This is a genomic window from Streptomyces sp. NPDC018964 (assembly GCF_044390325.1).
Classification (GTDB): Bacteria; Actinomycetota; Actinomycetes; order Streptomycetales; family Streptomycetaceae; genus Streptomyces.
In genome coordinates this window covers 86,576-104,533 of record NZ_JBIRYZ010000014.1, presented here as the reverse complement: position 1 = coordinate 104,533, position 17,958 = coordinate 86,576, and the positions used below count along the sequence as shown (strand labels likewise).

11 protein-coding genes and 1 pseudogene are annotated in these 17,958 nt (G+C 71.3%); 7 read left to right on the top strand and 5 right to left on the bottom strand.

Annotated elements, in window-relative coordinates:
- Positions 1–128 precede the first annotated feature (128 nt).
- The 3 genes from ACH5AO_RS23680 to ACH5AO_RS23670 all read right to left on the bottom strand — a co-directional run bounded on the left by ACH5AO_RS23680 (position 129) and on the right by ACH5AO_RS23670 (position 8,912).
- Positions 129–788, bottom strand: coding sequence for a hypothetical protein (locus ACH5AO_RS23680; protein WP_398927735.1), 660 nt, complete (start codon positions 786–788; stop codon positions 129–131).
- A gap of 156 nt (positions 789–944) precedes the next feature.
- Entirely contained in the window at positions 945–6,968 is a 6,024-nt protein-coding gene (locus tag ACH5AO_RS23675) for a hypothetical protein (RefSeq protein WP_398927733.1), read from the bottom strand.
- 351 nt (positions 6,969–7,319) lie between these two features.
- Positions 7,320–8,912 (bottom strand): ABC transporter substrate-binding protein, encoded by a 1,593-nt coding sequence (locus tag ACH5AO_RS23670; protein WP_398927731.1) that lies wholly within the window; start codon positions 8,910–8,912, stop codon positions 7,320–7,322.
- Positions 8,913–9,266: 354 nt separating this feature from the next.
- Here ACH5AO_RS23670 and ACH5AO_RS23665 point away from each other — a divergent pair.
- Positions 9,267–9,383: pseudogene (locus ACH5AO_RS23665) on the top strand (MBL fold metallo-hydrolase); the annotation flags it as partial.
- Between the two features lie 107 nt (positions 9,384–9,490).
- Here the strand turns inward: ACH5AO_RS23665 and ACH5AO_RS23660 are convergent.
- Positions 9,491–10,408 carry a sigma-70 family RNA polymerase sigma factor gene (locus ACH5AO_RS23660; protein ID WP_398927729.1) on the bottom strand — a complete coding sequence of 306 codons (918 nt, stop codon included), beginning with the start codon at positions 10,406–10,408 and terminating at the stop codon, positions 9,491–9,493.
- 576 nt (positions 10,409–10,984) lie between these two features.
- On the opposite strand from ACH5AO_RS23660, the gene ACH5AO_RS23655 reads away from it, so the two are divergent.
- From ACH5AO_RS23655 to ACH5AO_RS23640, 4 genes are all read left to right on the top strand, one after another.
- Complete coding sequence (locus ACH5AO_RS23655; protein ID WP_398927727.1) at positions 10,985–11,554, top strand: GNAT family N-acetyltransferase; 570 nt, start codon at positions 10,985–10,987, stop codon at positions 11,552–11,554.
- 212 nt (positions 11,555–11,766) lie between these two features.
- Complete coding sequence (locus ACH5AO_RS23650; protein WP_398927725.1) at positions 11,767–12,996, top strand: macrolide family glycosyltransferase; 1,230 nt, start codon at positions 11,767–11,769, stop codon at positions 12,994–12,996.
- A 2-nt stretch (positions 12,997–12,998) separates the two neighbouring features.
- Positions 12,999–13,490, top strand: coding sequence for a hypothetical protein (locus ACH5AO_RS23645; protein ID WP_398927723.1), 492 nt, complete (start codon positions 12,999–13,001; stop codon positions 13,488–13,490).
- The gene (locus ACH5AO_RS23640) at positions 13,487–14,431 is read left to right on the top strand and encodes a hypothetical protein (protein ID WP_398927721.1); all 945 of its coding nucleotides are present in this window, start codon (positions 13,487–13,489) and stop codon (positions 14,429–14,431) included. The genes ACH5AO_RS23645 and ACH5AO_RS23640 overlap by 4 nt, the downstream gene beginning before the upstream one ends.
- Before the next feature lie 49 nt (positions 14,432–14,480).
- On the opposite strand, the gene ACH5AO_RS23635 is transcribed toward ACH5AO_RS23640, so the two are convergent.
- Complete coding sequence (locus tag ACH5AO_RS23635) at positions 14,481–15,197, bottom strand: sigma-70 family RNA polymerase sigma factor (protein ID WP_398927719.1); 717 nt, start codon at positions 15,195–15,197, stop codon at positions 14,481–14,483.
- Positions 15,198–15,638: 441 nt separating this feature from the next.
- On the opposite strand from ACH5AO_RS23635, the gene ACH5AO_RS23630 reads away from it, so the two are divergent.
- Together ACH5AO_RS23630 and ACH5AO_RS23625 are read left to right on the top strand one after the other, a co-directional pair.
- Complete coding sequence (locus ACH5AO_RS23630; protein WP_398927717.1) at positions 15,639–16,013, top strand: hypothetical protein; 375 nt, start codon at positions 15,639–15,641, stop codon at positions 16,011–16,013.
- Between the two features lie 716 nt (positions 16,014–16,729).
- Positions 16,730–17,944 (top strand): globin domain-containing protein, encoded by a 1,215-nt coding sequence (locus ACH5AO_RS23625; protein WP_398927715.1) that lies wholly within the window; start codon positions 16,730–16,732, stop codon positions 17,942–17,944.
- Positions 17,945–17,958 lie beyond the last annotated feature (14 nt).

Sequence of the window (17,958 nt, the reverse complement as noted above, 5' to 3'; positions counted from 1 at the left end):
GTCACCGAGGAGGTCCGCTCGGCTCCGACACATTGACGCCACCGATTGCCACGTTGTGCACTCTAACAACTGTTGGCGGGTTCTGTCTGATCCATCGCGACGCATGGTCTGCGGCGGCCGACGTGTGTTCAGGAACGCCATCCCAGGACGCGTGACAGGTCGGCGCCCGGGGTCAGGTCACAGAATCCCGTCTTCGCAGGCGTGGGCCCCCCTCCTCCCTCCCGCAGCCGCTGAGCCGCCGGACCGGTGAGTCGGCCGTGGCTGTCGATGTCGATCGACAGCAGGGGGCCGTCGGCCGCCAGGGGGGTCTCCGCCGGCTGCATGGCCGCCGTCATCCACCTGAGCTCGCCCCCCATGTTCACGGCCCACACCGGGTTCCCCGTCGACGTGCCGAACACCAGCGACCGTGATCCGGGAGCCTCCAGCACCCTCGTCAGCCTGTCGAGCTCATCGTCGAGCGGCCCGGTCCACACCCGCAGTGCGGGACGGACCTCCTCGGCGAAGGCCGCGACGAGCGCGTCGGCGTCCGCCCGGGCGGAGACGTCCGAGGGTGTGCCGGCCCGGTCCTCGGTCCCGGTCTCCGGACCGTCCGTGACCCGTTCGGCGGCGGGGTCCACAGCGTGTGACCCGGGGTACGGTTCGCCCGGAATGTAGGCGTGCACACCGTTGGGGCGGTCGAGGGCGCGATGGTGCTTGTAGAGGAGCCAGACCTTCCGTACGTCCAGGCCGGGGACCACCTCCACCGCGTCCTGGGACGCGTACTCCACCATGACTTCCATGTCCGCCACCCAGGTCGAATGATCCGAAGCGGTCTTTCCCGCCGACTCCGTGACCGCCTGATGGAACAGGTGCAGGGCGTCGAAGACCGCTCCCAGGCGGGAGGCGACCTTCTCGTCGTACTCGTACGGGGCGGAATGCTCCGGCTCCTTGCCCTTGCCCGTGGTCTAGGCCCCGGCTCTGGCGTCCGTCACCGCGGCGACGACGTGCCGCAGCAGTCCGCGGTATTCCGTCTCCACCTCTCCCTGACCGATCGTCAGGTGGTAGTTGAGCGCCCTGTAGACGATCCCGGAGGCCTGCTCGTACTGCGCGAGGGCGAATTCGGTGGTCCAGTTGCGGGAGGCCGCCCAGGCGCGAAGCCACTCCTCGCCGATGCCCGGGTCCGACTGCTGCTCGGCCGTGTCCGCCCCGGCGTCCTCGGCGGGGAGGTCGAACGGGGCGGGGAGGGGGGCCGAGCCCCCGCCCACGGCCCCGTACCGGTCCCTGGCGGACGCGGTGAGGGAACGGGCCGCCGCGACACCGTCGTCCGCCCGTGGTACGGCCCCGTCCGTCTCCGCGCCGTGCGAGAGCACGATGGCCCGGACGACCGCGGCGAGCACGGGCCGGGGCATCGGCCGGCCGTGGTGAAGCGGAAGGATCCGTTCTTCCACGCCCTCGGGGAAGGGCAGCGGCTGAGCGGGCGCGTAGTCCCGCGGAAGGGCCAGCCGGGGGTCGTCGGCGAGGATCTCGGCCGTCAGGGCCCGCGCCTCCTCCCGGACCGCCGGGGACCACAGAGGGGAGCGCAGCCTGTTCCGGCCCGCCGGTGCCACGTCGTTGGTGACGACCTTGCGCGCGGCCTTCCGCTCCGTCTCGGTGAGGGCGGGGTCCCGCTGTACGCGGTCGAGGGCGTCCTCGAGACGGCGGTCGGTCCAGGGGTCGGTGGGCAGGCGGTGCAGACCGAAGCCGTCGGGGCGGGTGGCGGCGTCCGCCGTCCGCAGATCCGCGGGCGTCGGGAGGTCCCGGCCGGGGGGAAGCAGGACGGCCCGGGTGGCTTGTTTGTGCAGCAGCCACCAGCCGTCGCGATCGCCGATCAGTGCGGGATGGGCGGGAAGGTCGTGGAGGAAGCGCCGGGCCACCCCCAGATGGGGGAATTCGGCCTTCCTCCTCGTCGGCCTGGCGGAGCCCATCTTGACCGCCTGATGCTGGAGCCCGAAATAGCCTCGCACCCGGGTACGGAGGTCCTCGCGGGAGGCGAGGTACATCAGGGCGGCACTGAGCCCGGCTTCGGGATCGGGCAGTGTGGCGAGCGCCTCCTCGACGGCGGTCAGGTCCAGGTGGCCGCGCAGGTTGTACAGGTCCGCGGTCAGCGTGTCGGTGATGTCGGCGACGACCGCGTACACCTGACTGTCCGTCAGCTCGGACTTCTCCGGGGAGGGGGTGGAATAGATCCAGCTCCCTTCCGGGGTGTGCTCGGAGGGAACGTCACGGAAATGCGGATCGTGCGGGGCTCCGTAAGGGAGCTGGGTGCGCGGGTGGATGGACCAGCCGGCGTTCACCAGGGCGCGTACGACCATGAAGGGGCCGGCCCGCTCCACCACCGGGACTCTGCGCGAGAGGTTCACCCCCACGCTTCTGTCGATCCCCTGCCAGCTCAGGGCGTCACGGTAGAGCGTCGTCTGGTCCTTGGTGTAGGAACGGCCGGTCTCCTCGATAAGCGCGCGCGTCAGAGGATGGCGGGCGGGAGCGACGAACGCGGAGTTCGCGCCTTCCGAGTACGTGAACAGGGTCGGGGTTTCGACGGCTTCCTGGAAGGGGTCACGCCCGGGAAGCAGTGTCTTGTTGCCGTCCATGTACATGGCGCCGAAGGTGTCCAGCAGCATCAGCCGGAGCATGTCGCTGGCCGCCGCCATGCCCGGTCCGTTGCGGCGCGCCAGCCGGGACAGGAACTCCTTGTGCAGGGGCATGGGGTGCCCCGCGTGGTACAGCTCGTGCACGTTGACGAGCCGGATCCCGTGTTCCCGCGCATGCGCGGCCAGTCCCCGCACACTCGCCTCCCGCCGGCTGTGCGGCTCGGCGGTGGCGGAGAGCGCGGCGGCCACCTCCTCACGGGTGACGTCGGTCAGGAGCACGAACATGATGTCGCGGTGTCCGTCGGCGCTCGCCGCGAGCGACGTCCAGAACCTCGCGCTGCGGCCGGTGGGCTGCGGCACACCGCCCAGCCAGATGGAGAACCAGATCCTCGGGATGCCCAGCCGGACGCTCTCCGGGAGCGGGGGTGCGGCAGGATCGGGCGACCAGCCCGTCAGGGGACGTCCGGCAGGGGGGCGCACGACGCTCCCGGCGTACTGCTCCGTCCGCCATGCGGCCGGGTCCATCTCCGCCGGTGTCGGTGTCCGCTCGAGGAGGTCGACCCGGTCGAAGAAGTGCAGGACCTGTTCGGGGGTGAGCCGGTCGTAGTCGACCCCGCCCAGGAAGTCGGGCGTGGGCCGGGGAATCCAGCGCCCGAACAGGTCGACGCCCGTGACGGCCGTCGCCGTGTCGTCGCTCACCTCCGGGACCACCGTGTACTGCCGGAGTCCGGCCAGCAGTTCCGGCGCCGACGGCATGGGCCGCTCCGGCGTCCTTCCGGCCGGAGGAGGACCGGTTGTGGCGGAGGGGGCGGTGGCCGGTGTCTCGGACGCCTCGGGTTCCGGCGCCGCCGTGTTCTCGTCGGCGGTGTCGCGGCCGGTGGCGGGAACGGTGTCACCGGTGACGATGCCGGATTCCTCCGCCTCGGGCCGTACGGGAGAGGGGGAGTATGTGCTGAGCGCCTCCAGCACCTTGACGCGGTCCGGGGAGTCCGGGGGCAGCTTGTCGAGCCGGTCCTGAAGGATCTGCCGCATCAGCGCGTTCGTGTGGTCGCTCTCGGTGAGCGCCGTTCTGATCACGGGGTCGCGCACCCCGGTGAGGCGGTTGCCGGCGGGGCCGGGATCCGTGCCGTCCCCGAACATGAGGAGGCTCTCCGTGTCCGAGGCATCGTCCTCGGGCAGGTACTGCGTGGCCGCCGGGAACCGGGAGCGGACCTCGGCCAGAACCTCCGCCGGGACGGAATCCAGCCTTCCCGCGGGCGGGAGGGCGGAGAAGCCGGACAGTCGGTCGCGTACGACGGGGAGCCGGGACGCGAACTCGAGTGCGCCGCGCCAGACGTCGAGACGCCGGGGCCCGGCCACCTGGTCGACGATGTCCCCGACGACGAACAGGTTGACGACACCGCGCCGGTTGATGACCTCGCGCTGGATCTGCGTCACGGCGGACCGGGCGACCTCCAGGGGCCAGTTCTCGTGATCGTGCGAACGGGGCGGTGTCCCGTGCCAGCTCCCCGCCTCTCCCGCCTCGACGAGATCGGGGCCGAGGGCGAGCATCTGGGACAGCGCGGACACCCGTTCCCCGGACCTCAGGGTCCGCTCGCGGTACCCGAGCCTGCCGGCGAGGTCCTGATGGGCGTGGCTCGTACGGAGAAGGGTTTCCTCTGTCGGGACGACCGGGTCCTTCACACGATCGGAGCCCATATCGCTCATACCGAGGTACGCCAGGAGCCTCGGGTACAGCTCCTCCAGGTTCTTCATGGCGCCTGCGGCCATGACGTCGATGTACTGGAGGAGGGCCGGGTTGGCGGCGGCGGAGATCTGCGCGGAGATGTCCGTCTTCCCCGTCTCCTTCCGGATCAGGGCGATGCCGTCACGGGATGCGGCCACCTGTTCCATGAAGTCACCGAGCGGCTGCCGTATCTCGTTGTCACCGTCGTTGTAGAAGCCTCCGGTGAGGTACAGGACGAGTGCCCTGGTGGCGTCGCTGGACGACGCGTAGCCGGGTCCCATGTTCCGCAGACGCTCGGCTCTGGCGTAGCGCGCCAGCCTCCTCACGGAGGGGTGTAGGCCGGCGAGTTGCCGCTCGGACAGCAGCTCGTCGATGTTGAGGAGCAGGACGTTCGAGGACTTCGCCCAGCGCAGCATCTGCGCCACTTCGGCGAGGCGCCCGCCCGACGGCTTCCGGGACCGGGCCGCACGCATGAACTCCTCACGGGGGACATCGGTCCACAGAACGGATGTGAAGCCCGTGTTCATCTCGGTGTTGCGGGCGATGATCCGCTGGAATTCGCCGCGCACCGCCCCGTCGTCGAACAGCGGACCTCCGAACCAGATCTGGTGCTGGATGTGCGGTATCTCCCTGAGGTCTCCGGGCGAGCGGCCCGGTGCGGCGTACCGCCCCCGGGACACCGGCCGGGCGGGGAACGACCTGGCCCGATGCTCGTCCATGGCCTCCGGCCGGGAGGCGCTGCGCAGGTCGAGCCACTCGAGCAGCCCGGACATCCGCGCGGCGGGCACGGCTCTGACGTCCACCGTCATGAAGTCCGGCGCCGGCGGGAGCACACGCGTCCCGAACACGTCGTCGCCGTAGACCACGGACAGACTGTCGGCGTTCCGCCGCCCGGGCGGCACCTGGGACCGGACCAGCTCCTGGAGGAGGCGCTCGGGTCCGCCCGCCGCGTCGAGTTCCGCCCGGACCTGCGCTCCCAGCCGCTCGACCGCCTCCCACCGGTCGCTGGACGGATCCTTCTCCTTCTGCCAGTCGGCCACGGCGGCGAGCACCGCACGCATGAGGGAGGCGTTCTCGCGGTCCCCGGACAGGCTGCTGACGGCGGCGTCGATCAGCTTGAGTTTCGCGGACCGGATGAACGCCCCCGTGGACGAGACCTTGCGCCACTCGGCCACGAGATCCGGAGCACCGCCGCGAAGGCGGGAAGCCGGGTTCAGCGGCTGCGATGCGCTGCTCCCCGAGGGGCCGCCGGCCGTTTCCGCGTGTACCGGCCGGGCGTGCGGGAGGCCGCCGCGGTGTGTGCGGGGTGAGAAGGTGAGGAAGGTTCCGGCATCCTCACCCTGGTAGTACACGGTGAGCGCTGTCGCTCCGAGTCGCTGCGAGTACGAAAGAGCGGTTTTTCCGTTGGGCGCGTGAACCGTCAGGCCAAGAAGGTCCGCCATCTGTTGCGCCAGGCTGTGCTCACGGGTGAGACCGGACTCGCAGATCACCAGTACGAGTTCAAGGTCGGGGTACCAGTGACGCATGAGCCTGAAATCCGGGTCGGCCTCCACGACGCGGGCAAGACCGGAGGCGTCCAGGATCGTCACCGTGAGCGAATTACCGGACTGCGCATACGCCTTCACCCTGTCGTACTGCCCGTGCATGGTGACGTAGAACGCCTTGCGTCCTGCCCACGGAAAGGGCTCGCTCCGCGTCATCAACTCCATGTACGGGTACGAGGCATAGACCTGACTGCCGGGATCGAAGTCCGCCCAGTTGCGCTCTCGCAGGGACCAGTCGCCGTCGTCGTGGAGACTGATCCCGATCGTGCGGCCTCGCACGATCGGGCGCGTGAGAATGCTCTCGATGTCCTGGTCGCCGAGTCGCACCACGGGGAGGTGGCCGGGCACGTCCGAGGTGGGGGGCTGCACCGGTGGTCCGGCATTGCGGTCACGGACGGCCGGCGCCGTGGATTTGCGGGAGAAGAATTTCCGCAGCCCGCCGGAGCCCTTGGGGAGGGGGTTGAGACCGGACTCGAACAGCAGCGGTTCCTTCCACGCGGTCCCCTCGGGACCGGCGTCCGTCACCCGGTACACACCGAAGCCGTTCATCTCGGCGAGAGCCGACCTGAGCTCGGCGGGCCCCACCGACCGGGGCGGAGCGGCGCTGTCGCGTGCACCGTCGGCGGTGCGGCCGGTCTCCGGGGCGTCGGAGGACGGCGCCCCGTCGGACGGCCCGGGAAAGCCGTACGAGGCGAGGACGGCCCGCAGGCGCGCGGCCCGGGGATCGGCCGGCCGGAGCCGGTCCAGCTCCTCATGGAGGATGTCCCGGTTCAGGTCGTCGGTGCGGGCGTCCTGAGTGAGCGCCATGCGCGCGACGGCGCGTGGCGGCTCCCCGGGGGCCAGGCGGTCGGGTGCGTCCGTGCCGAACCGAGTCTGCGGGGCCGGGGCAGCGGCGGCATGCTCGATCCCGGTAGGGGGGAGGACGTCATCCGCGCTCTCGGACGGAGTCCGTGCCTCACCGGGCCCGGCGGACCGCTCGAAGTACCGGACCAGGGCGGTCAGCCGCTCCAGCTCGCCGGGCAGGCGCTTCACCGACCGCGCGACCTCGCCGGGAACCTGGAAACACACCGAACTCATGGACGAAGCGGCCATGTTCCTCGCACCTCGATCGCGCCAGCGTGACGACCGGACCCGGCGTGGCGCCCTCGCCCTCGCGTCCGGTCCGGCACGGGTCCTCCCCTGTGCCGACGGGCCCATCGCCGTCGAACGGACGCGGCGTGGCCCGCGATCCAACGATGTGATTCTAGCCGTCCCGGCCGGTCACGGAGTGGTCCGCCTGCTTCGAGGACGAGTCACTGTGGTCACACCATGCTGTGCATCACACGGTCGGAGCGGGGCGGTGAGCGTCACGCCGTCACCTGTGCGGGCAACACGGCACACCGTGCTGGATCGGTGTGCCCATGTGGTCACGGCCACCGCCGAACCGCCGCCGGTCCCGGCGGATCAGTCGGTGCTCCGGTACAGCTCCCAGAAGCGGAAGACGGTCGACGCGTCGAGGCAGTACTGGTAGCCCCGTATGTCGTCACGAACGGCCACATACTGCTTGCTCTGCCAGATCGGCACGAGGGGGAGTTCCTCCGCCACTATGTTCTGCAGGCGGTCGAACTCGTCGTTGGTGGCGGCCCTGTTCCGCTCGGCGGCGGTGCGCGGGATGAGCGTGTCCGTGATGGTGGCGTTCCGGTAGTGGTTGCCCAGAACGTTCCCTTCCCCGAAGAACGGTGCGGTGAAGTTGTCGGCATCCGGGTAGTCGGGGACCCATCCCTTGACGTAGACGCCGTAGGTGCCGGCCTGTATGCCCTTCTCGTACTGCTCGAACGGGACCGACTTGACGTCGGCCTCGAACAGTCCGCTGGAGTTGAGCTGGCCGGCGATGTCCTTCAGTGTCCGGTCCGTCGCGGGTCCGTAGCGTGCCGGTGTGGACCAGAGGGTCAGCTTCACCTTGCCGGTGGTGCCGTCCGCCCTGAGGGCGGCCGCGGCGGCGGTGCGCGACGGTGCGGCACCGTAGGTGTCGAAGAACGCGGTGTTGTGACCGGCGATACCGGACGGGATGATCGAGTACAGCGGTATCGCCGTGTCCCGGTGGACCTCCTTGACGAGAGCGTCGCGGTCGAGGAGGTGGGCCACGGCCCTGCGCACACCGCGCCTGCCGGCCACCGCATCCTTCATGTTGAAGACCAGGTGCTGTACCTCGACCCCGGTGCCCTCGACGACGTCGATCCCACTGCCGCCGGAACCCTCCTCCAGGCCGGCGAGGTCACTCGCGCTCAGGCCGCGGTACGCCAGATCCACCCGTCCTTCGACGAGCGCCTCCTTCAGCGCTTCCTGGTCGGCCTGGAAGAACTTCAGCCTGATGCCCTTGTTCCGTACCTCCGCCGTCCCCCGGTACTCCTCGTTGACCGAGAAGACCGCTTCGTCCTTGGTGAAGGAGTCCAGCTTGTAGGGGCCCGAGCCGACCGCCTTGCCGTCCCCGCGCAGGCCGTTCGCGTCGTAGTGCGCGCGGCTGACGAGGGAGCCGGCGCCGGACGCGATCTTGCTGGGGAAGGTGGCGTCGGGCAGCCGGAGCCGGAACACCACCGTTTCGTCGTCCGGCGTCCGCACGCTCTTCAGGTTCTGGAACATGACCGCCGGCCCCGCCGGGTCGTCGATCCGCCGGATACGGTCGAAGGTGAACTTGACGTCCGCGGAGGTGAGCGGCTCTCCCGTGCTGAATTTCAGACCGTCCTTGAGCGTGCACCGGTAGGTCGTCACCTGCCGGTCCGTGAAGGAGCACGTCTCGGCGGCCTCCGGGACGGGCTCCGTCGCACCGTTGGGAAAGCTGAGCAGGGACTGGAAGACGTTGTTGAACACCAGCCATGAGCCCGGGTCGTAGCCGGATGCGGGGTCCGTGGCCAGGACGCTGTCCGACATGCCGACCACCACCTGACCGTCCGAGCCGGCACCGGACCGCCCCACGAGGCCCGCGTCGCAGCCGGTCAGACAGGCCGAGGCGAACCCGATGAGGACGGGCAGGGCGGTCCGGTGTCTACGGTGATTCACTGTGTCTGCCTTTTCACTTCCCGACAGTCCTGCGGGGTCGCGCATGGTGTGGTGAGCGACGCCGCGAGGGCTGGAGCAAGCCGTCCCGGATCGAGACGGAGGGTGGCGCGGGGATCCCGGGCCCGCCGGAACGATAGCCGAGTCAAAACAATGGGAAAAGAGTGTTCACCATGTTGTGCCCAACAGTTCGCGCATCCGCGGGTACCGGCCTGCGGTTATCGTCCGCCGAGACGCACGATAGATTGGCTGTGCTGGCAAGTAGTGTGGCAACGCACATGGATCCCGTACCGTGCGGGCACCGCGGGACCGCGCGCCCGCCGTCGTGCCGGCAACCACCACCGGATTGTGAAGGTCATGCGGGAAACCACACGTGTCCAGGTCGCCGACGGTGTCCACCTGGTCCACGGCAGCGACACGAACTGGGTCGTCCTGAGCGAGGGCGACGCGGTCACGCTCGTCGACTGCGGTTATCGCCGTGTCCCGCGCCCGCGAACTCGCCGCCTGAGCCGCCTGAGCAGCCCGCGCCGCGGGCGCGAGGTGCCCGGCGGCACGTCACCCGGCCCGTCCGCGACAGCGCGTCAGGACGCCTGACGGGCGAACCTGTCCGACGACCGTTCGTACGCCCGGAGCTTGTCCGGCGCCATGATCCAGTAGATCCGCTCGATCCCGTTCGGTCCGGCGGAGGCGAGCATGAGCGCCGCGGCCACGCCGTTCTGGGTGATCAGCCCCGCGGGAAGACCATTGGCCTCGACCACGCTGTACTCGGCTCCGGGAAGGAACTTGCCCGAGAACGCACTGATCTTGGCCACCCGCCAGGGACCCGTGACCTCGGTCTGTGCCACGCCCCGCATGCCGTTGCCGTCCGCGTAGGCGACGACGTCGGCCGACAGGAGCTCCTCGAGCGCACCGACGTCGCCGGTCTGCGCGGCCGCGACGAACGCCTCCAGCAGGCGCCGGTGCTCCGCGCGGCCGACCGTTTCACGGCGCTCGGCCCCCAGGTGCTTGCGAGCCCGGTTGACGATCTGCCGTGTGTTGGCCTGACTCAGCCGCAGCATGCCCGCGATCCGGTCGTACGGGTAGTCGAACGCCTCGCGCAGCACATAGGCCGCCCGCTCCACCGGTTTCAGTTTCTCCAGCAGGAGCAGCACGGCCAGTTCGAGGGCCTCGCCGCGCTCGGCGCCCACCTGCGGGTCGACACTGGTGTCGACCGGTTCGGGCAGCCAGGGCCCCACATACGCCTCCCGGCGGACCCGTGCCGACTGGGCCACGTTGATGGCCAGGCGCGAGGCCGTCTTCGCCAGGAAGGCGTCCGAGTCGAGCACGACACTCCGGTCGGTGGACTGCCAGCGCAGCCACGCGTCCTGAACGACGTCCTCCGCCTCCGCCACGCTGCCGAGGATGCGGTAGGCGATGCCGAAGAGACGGGGCCGGATCCGCAGGAAGGCCTCCACCGCTCCGTCGAGCGGATCATCGCCGGGCCGGGACGGTGTGTTCATCGTGCCACTGCCTCCGCAGGTCGGTCATCGTTCCTCACGCGGACGTTCTCGGAGCCGAAAACAATCGCTCGTGTCGATCCTACGGGGGCGTCACCGGGTCATCCGTCGGTGGCGTGGCCGTGAACGGTGTGTTCCGGTCGGGTACGGGACGCGGACCCGTACCCGAGGCCGACACGCTCCGGGGCTCCGCCGGACGGGCGGCGCGGCCCCGGGGCGGCCGACGGTCACACCGTGTGACGCGCCGGACCGAAGCGGGGAACGGCCCCGGGCACGGGCACGGGACGGGGTGTCTTCCCTCACCCCATCCGTTTGACGTGTGACGACACCTTTTTGACGGACGATGACATCCGCGGGCCACCGCGCGAGCCCTGCCTTCCGCGCGCTGGTAGCTTCCGATCACGGGGACGGACCGGTCGGATCGTTCGATCGGCCGCGCTCCCCCCATGAATGCCGCCCAACGGAGACACCCTGCGCTGTGTCGTCGGATCGGATCTCCCGTGGCCTCGCGCCCCGCGGGGCCGCATGCCTCCCGATTCGCCAGGACCGGCCGCGCGAACGGAACCAGGAAGACTCGCCATGCTCACTCAAGCTCCGCTCCAGGACACGCCGTCCCCCCACCGGCGGTGGACGCTTCGGCCGATCCTGACCTCCGCGGGGCACCGGGTCGTCACGCGCCTCGCGGTGGAAGGCGACTATCCGGCGGTCGGGGCGCTGCACGCCCGGTGCTCGCCGGAATCGCTCCACAGCAGGTACCTGTCGGGACGCCGGGACATCCGTCTGCCGGAATGGCGCCACCTGGTCGACCCGGCGGCCGGCTGGACCTGGGTGAGCGCTCCCGAGGAGGACCCCGGCCGCGTCATCGCGGTCAGTCATGTCCTCCATGCCGACACCGGTGATCGCACCACCGGTGAACTGGGGATTCTCGTCGAGGACGGCTGGCAGGGGCAGCGGCTCGGCACACAGCTCACCCGTGCCGCGCTGTCCCACTCCCTGGCCCGTGGTCTGCGCAGCGTCGTGATCGTGGCGGGCGGCACCAACGTGCGGATGGTCAGGATAGGCAAGGCACTGGGGGCCGTCGCGCCCCGGGTGTTCAGCCCGGTCGTCGAGATGACACTCACTTCCTCCGGCGGGTGCCACGGAGTGTGACGGAAGCACGGCGTTCGCCTGTGCCGGGAGCCTCGTACGCCGTCCGCCGCCGTACGGGCACCCCGGCGTGTCACAGCACGGGCGGTTTCGCGCTCCATAGGGGTGCGGGCCGTGTCGCCCGCCGCTCACCGGGCGCCGAGGAGGGAGACAGCAGTGCGAGGAGAACCGGACATCGTTGGCGGGGGATCACCGCGGCGGGCGGGGGCGGGCCGATGAGCACCGTGGCCTTCCTCGGCATCGCCATGCACGGACACATCAATCCCACGCTCCCGATCGTGGCCGAACTGGTGCGGCGCGGCCACCGGGTCACGTATCACACCTCTCCCGCCTTCTCCGAGGAGATCGCGGCCACCGGGGCGGACGTGCGCCTGACACCGGGGGGTGACATGCCCCTGCCCGATCCGCCGGTTCCGCTCGTCCTGATGAGGGGGCTGGCGGCCGGCTCCCTCGGGATCCTGCCCCCGCTCCTCGACGAGCTGCGCCGCATACGGCCCGACCTCGTCGTGCACGACTCCGCGTGCCTGTGGGGCGCGGTGGCCGCGCGGGAACTCGCGGTGCCCGCGGTGTCCTCCTTCACCACGTTCGCGTTCAACCGGTACGTCCCCAGCCCGAGCCGTCCCTCCCGGGACCTGCTCGGTGCCGCGGTGCGCCGCCCCCGCAGCGCGGCGGGCTACCTCCGGTCGCGCGTCAGGCTGCGCCGCCGCTTCGACACGCGCGGGGTGCCGCTGCTGGACCTGGCGGACATCCGGCAGCCGCTCAATCTGGTCTACACCTCACGGGAGTTCCAGCCGGGTGCCGAGACCTTCGACCGGTCCTTCCGGTTCGTCGGCCCGAGCATCGGGGCCCGCCCGCACGACCCGTCGTTCCCCGTCGACCGGTTGCGCGGCCCGGTGCTGTACGCGTCGCTGGGCACGGTGTTCGACACCCGGCCGTGGCTGCTGCGGACCCTGGCGACCGCTCTCGCCCCGCTCGGCGGGACGGTGGTGGTCTCCACCGGTCACACCGACCCCGCCGAGCTGGGGTCACTGCCGGCCAACGTGCTCGCTCTCCGGTCCGTGCCGCAGCCGCACCTGCTCTCCCGTACCGCGCTGTTCGTGACGCACGGGGGGATGAACAGTGTCAATGAGGCCCTGTACGCCGGTGTTCCCATGCTCGTGATCCCCCAGGGCGCCGACCAGCCGCTGGTGGCCCGGCGGGTCGCCGAACTCGGTGCGGGCCTCACGGTCCGTACCGAGGACGCCACCGTGGAGCGGGTGCGCGGCCTCGCCCGGCGCGTCCTCCAGGATCCCGGTTTCCGCACCGCCGCCGAGGGGCTGCGCGACGCCCAGCGGGCGGCCGGCGGCTTCGCGCGGGCCGCCGACGAGCTGGAGCGCCACCTGCGCCGGGCCGGAGCGCCCGGTGTCCCGGTGTCCCCGGGCCGGGGACGGGGACGGGGGCGTTGACCATGTCCCTCGTCACGCTCGTGCTGCTGTTCGCGGCCGGTCTGTCCGAGGCCGCGGGGCGCATCCTTCCCCTCGTCGCGCGCCGGTCCGGTCTCTCCCGGCCCTTCGGGCTCGGCATCCTGCTGGTGGGAGGCATGGTGGAGGCCGCCGTCCTCACGCTCTGGCCGCTCACCGCGAAGGCGCTCGCCCAGTTGCTGCCCTCCGCCGCGCCCTCCGGTGCGGCCACCCTGGTCTGGACCCCCTCATCGGTGGCCCCGTTGCTGTTGGCCGCCGTACTCGCCATGCCGCTGATCGGTCCCGCGCTGCACCTGCTTCTCTTCCTCGGTGTCGGAGCCGGCCTGTCCGGCCCGCTGGCCGACACGACGGGCGTGGGCTGGTGGAGCGCCGCGGGCTGCACGGCCGTGGCCGGGGCCGGACTGGCCGTGAGCGTCGAGGCCGTCCGGCGCGTGGTGGTGGTGTTCGGCGGCGCGCGGCGTCCGGAGGAGGTCACGTGAACGGGTTCGTACTCACCGTCCTGGTGCTCGGGCCGGCCCTGCTGGCGGAGGGCCTGCTGGCGCGCTACGAGGTGCTCGCCTACGGTGCCGGCTGGCGGACGCCCGTCGCGGCGCTGCCCGAGGGGGTGCCCTATGCCCGGGGTGCCGCCGCGGACGCCCCGCCGGCCGCTTACCTGGTCTACCTGGACGGCATCGGCAAGCGCCGCGTCCGTGACAGCCGCGACGGGGGCGCACTGGTCAAGGCGTTGCTCGCCGGCGCCCCCGAGCTGCGAGTGCTCGGCCAGGTGCAGCCCTATTCGCCGCTGGCCGCGCCGCTCGCGGAGAGGCCGGTGTGGGCACGGCTGCGGCGGCGAGCCGGACTGCTGCTGTTCCTGCACAACGTGATGCAGATCTTCGTCGCCGCCGACCACCGGTACCGGCCCCTGTACAACCGGGCCGTCGGCTCGCAGATCGCCGGCCAGCTGCGGCTCGCCGGTTACCGGCCCGGCAGCGGCGTCCCCGTGGTGCTCCTCAGCTACAGCGGTGGCGCGCAGGTCGCCACCGGAGCCGCCGGCACCCTGCGCGCCCTGCTCGGCACTCCGCCGCTGCTGATCACGCTCGGCGGCTTCCACAACGGCGCCAACGACCTGACGGACGCCGCGCACCTGCACCGGCTGACCAGCGCGAGCGACCGGGTCGAGCGGGTCGGCACCTGGATCTTCCCGCAACGCCGGCGGCTGTGGCGGACCAGCGGATGGAACCGGGCCGCCCGCGCCGGAAGGATCACCGTGCACACGCTCGATCCGGCCACCCATGTCGGACCGCGCAGTTACATCAGCCCGACGGCTCTCCTGCCCGACGGCACCAGCCATCTCGACCGGACCGCCGCGCTCGTGGTCGCCCTGGTCCGGGACCATTACCGCCTCGCGGCGAGGCCCGGTGCCCCCGCCACGAAGAGGTGAGGAGGTCCCCCGCGCGGGGTTCCGGGCACACGGACCGGACGGCCCGGACTCACCGCCGGTCCCCGCCGGCCGGTTCGCTCCCGCCCTCGGGGACGTCGGCCTCCTCGGTGAGCACGCTCTCCAGGGCCGCGAACGAGCCGGTCTGGGCGGCGATGGTGAAGGCCTCCAGGAAGCCGGCGGTTCCGGCGGCGGGGACCGGTTCCGGCGGCTCGGCGCAGAGCCGCTTGCGGGCACGGTTGACGAGCTGCCGCGCGTTGACCCTGCTGATCCCGAGGAACGCGGTGATGTCGTCGTAGGGGTAGTCGAACACCTCCCGCAGGACGAAGGCGGCCCGTTGGCGCGGGGTGAGCCGGTGCAGCAGCAGTCCGACCGCGAGCTCGAGCTGTTCCGCACGCTCCGCCTCGGCCTCCGGGTCACCGGCGGATCCGACGACGACGGGGCACTGCCAGGGCTCGGCGGGGATCTCGTGGCGCGCCCGCGCGGACCGGGCGACGTTGATGGCCAGCCGGGTGGTCACACTGATGAGGTAGGCAGCCGGGTTGAGGACCCCGGAACGGTCGGCGTTCTGCCACCGCACCCATACTTCCTGCACGGCGTCGTCGGCCTCGGCGACGTTGCCCAGGACGCGGTAGGCGACGGCGAACAGCCGCCCGCGCAGCAGCATGAAGGTCTCGGCCGCGTCGTCGAGCGGGCCGGCGGCTGTCACACCCGATGCGCGTTCACCGGGTGCGGTCTCCTGCTCCCGTACCTCTGCCGGAGCCGTCATGCGTCCTGCTCCGTCGCGGCTCGCGCACCGAGGGTGCTGAGGTCGTCCGGGGACGCGGCCCGAGGGCGTGGATCGGGGAGCGGTGCGGTCGGGGAGCTTCCGCACGCATTCGGCCGGGGCATTGGCAGACCTCCTGAGCGCCGGGGCGTGATCGCCGCCGTGTGTCCTGTGGGCCGGCCGCGGCCCACACGTTGAGACACCGTGCGAGAAGAGGCCGCGTCCGTCGGGGAACAAGCCCATCACCCCGTACCGACCGGGACCAGGAAGTCACACAGGCACAATTGGCGTCATGAGCGGGGCCCGTAGGCCCCGGTCCGCGATGCCGTGGGGGACAGGGGCGGACGGCCGAAAGAAGTGTGATTAATTGAATGTTGACCAACATGGTGTGCCGCGTACAAGCTAGAGCCGGCCCACCCGTCCCACCACAGAAAGAGGCATGCCATGATCCGTATCGTGCGCAGGGGAGGTGCGGCTGTCGTCGGCGCGGTGGCCGCGGTGGCCCTGGCGTCGTCCGCGAGCCCCGCCTCCGCGACGTCCGGTCCGACGTTCGTGGAGAACTGGGACGCCCGGTGCCTCACCTCCGGCAACGTGTGCGTGCACGACTCGGCGTACTTCAACGGCCGCACGGCCCTCTACGAGGACGTCGACACCGAGTGCGTCACCGTGCCGTTCGGGGTTCTCGCCGCCATCAACATGACCGACGGGCCGGTGCGCTTCTACGCGACGACGGACTGCACGGGGCGCTCGTACGTCGAGCCCGCGGAGAACTTCCACTCGTGGCTCGACGCCGGGCCGCAGTACAGCTTCCGCATGTGACGTGCCGTGCCCGTCCGCCGGACCGGACGGCGGCGCGGGCGCGGTCTCCGGACCGGCCTCGAGTTGACACCGAACAGTGGCAATGCGGCAACGAATGTTGCTATGGTTGCGCAGGAGTGAAACCGGCCGCTGCCCGGCTCGTGGGGGGCTGTGGCAGGCACCGCGCGGCCATGCATCGCCGTGTGAGCGCCGGGAGGTCTCCGCCCCGTCCGGAGCATGTGCGGGGCGGAGACCGGGCGCCGGGAACGCCGCGGGGAGAGAGCGGCGGGGGCTCGGACGGCCCCCGCGGGCGCACGGCGCCGTCCCTGACCGTCCTGCCCGGCCGTGCGGGACCTCCGCGCCGAGTCCAGGATGCCTTCGTCCCCCGTTCACGGTGTCCCGGGGAGCCGTGCGTCCCGGCGGTCCGGGACCGCCCGGCGCGGAAGACGTCACGTCCCCGTCCCTCGCCGCCGAGAACACGCCGGGCGACAGCCGCTCGAACAAAGAGGCCGCCGAGGAGTCACTGCGGCACATCGTTGTGCATCGGGTCCGTGCACCGAGAGCATCCCTGGGGAAACACCATGTACCTCCGTGTACATTGTGGCCCGACAAGTCGGGTGGTTCGACGCGAAAGAGCGAGTCATGCCTCCACTGACAGCGGGCCCCGCCCCTCGCCGACGCCGGCGACGTGCGCGCGCCTCGGTGAGGACGGTACCGGCCCCGGGCAGGCAGTCCCCGTGACGCCCGAGGCCCCCGGGCTCTCCGCGGCGGCACGGGACGCCGTCGCCGAGAGCCTGCACATGGTCGGTCAGGCGATCCGGCAGATCGCCGCGGAATCGTACGCCTCCCTCTTCAGGGAGCGGCCGGACCTGCTGCACCGGCTCTTCAACCGGGGCAACCAGGCGACCGGGGAGCAGCAGGCCGCACTGGCGAACGGACTGGCGGGCTTCGCCGCGCTCCTCGTCCACCGGCCCTACATCGAGGTGCGGACGGTACTGGAACGCATCGCGCACAAACACGTGTCCGTCGGTGTCACCCCCGAGCAGTACGAGCTCATCCACCACCATCTGATGACGGCCTTCCGGACCGTGCTGGGCGGCGAGGCCACCGAGCGCCTCATCGCCGGCTGGAGCGAGGTCTACTGGATCATGGCCGACGCCCTCGTGCGCAGAGAGGCCGAACTCGGCGCGCGGCTGGGGATCGAGGCGGGCCGGCACTGGCGGTCGTGGCGGGTGGTGCAGCGCACCACCGAGGCGCACGGCATCGTGTCGCTGCTCCTCGAACCCGCCGACGAGTGGCCCGCCGACGACTTCCTCCCCGGGCAGTACGTCAGTGTGGCCGTCCCGGTCGACGACGACTCCTTCCAGATCCGCCAGTACAGCGTGTCCTGCGCGCCCGGCGCCAAGCGCCTGCGCATCACGGTGGAGCTCCTGGACCGGCCGGGCCGGCCGGCGGGCGAGGTGTCGGCGTACCTGCATCACACGGCGGTTCTCGGCACCCGGCTCCTGCTGTCACCGCCCTGCGGCGAGGTGACCCTCGACGGGGGCGACAACCCACTGCTGTTCGTGTCGTACGGAGTGGGCATCACACCGTTCGTCAGCATGATCGGGCATCTCGCGCGGGAGAACTCCGGCAGATCCGTGACACACGTCCACGTCGACCGCGGGGCCCTCCACCACCCCCACCGCTTCGAGATGGAGGACGCCCTGGAGCGGCTGCCGGCCGGACGCGGTCTCCTGGTGTACGACGATCTCGAGTGTGCCCCGGCGGGCGCCCGCCGGCCGCCCGTCGACTTCTCCGGCCTGTCCCTGCCGCCCGGCACCGTGGCCTACCTCTGCGGCCCCACGTCCTTCCTCGTCCGCACTCGTGCGGCCCTCGTCCGGGCCGGTCTGGCGCCGGCCGCCATACGGTACGAGGTCTTCGGACCGGAGCTCTGGTCCGCGCCCAGCTGACGGCGGACCGGCCG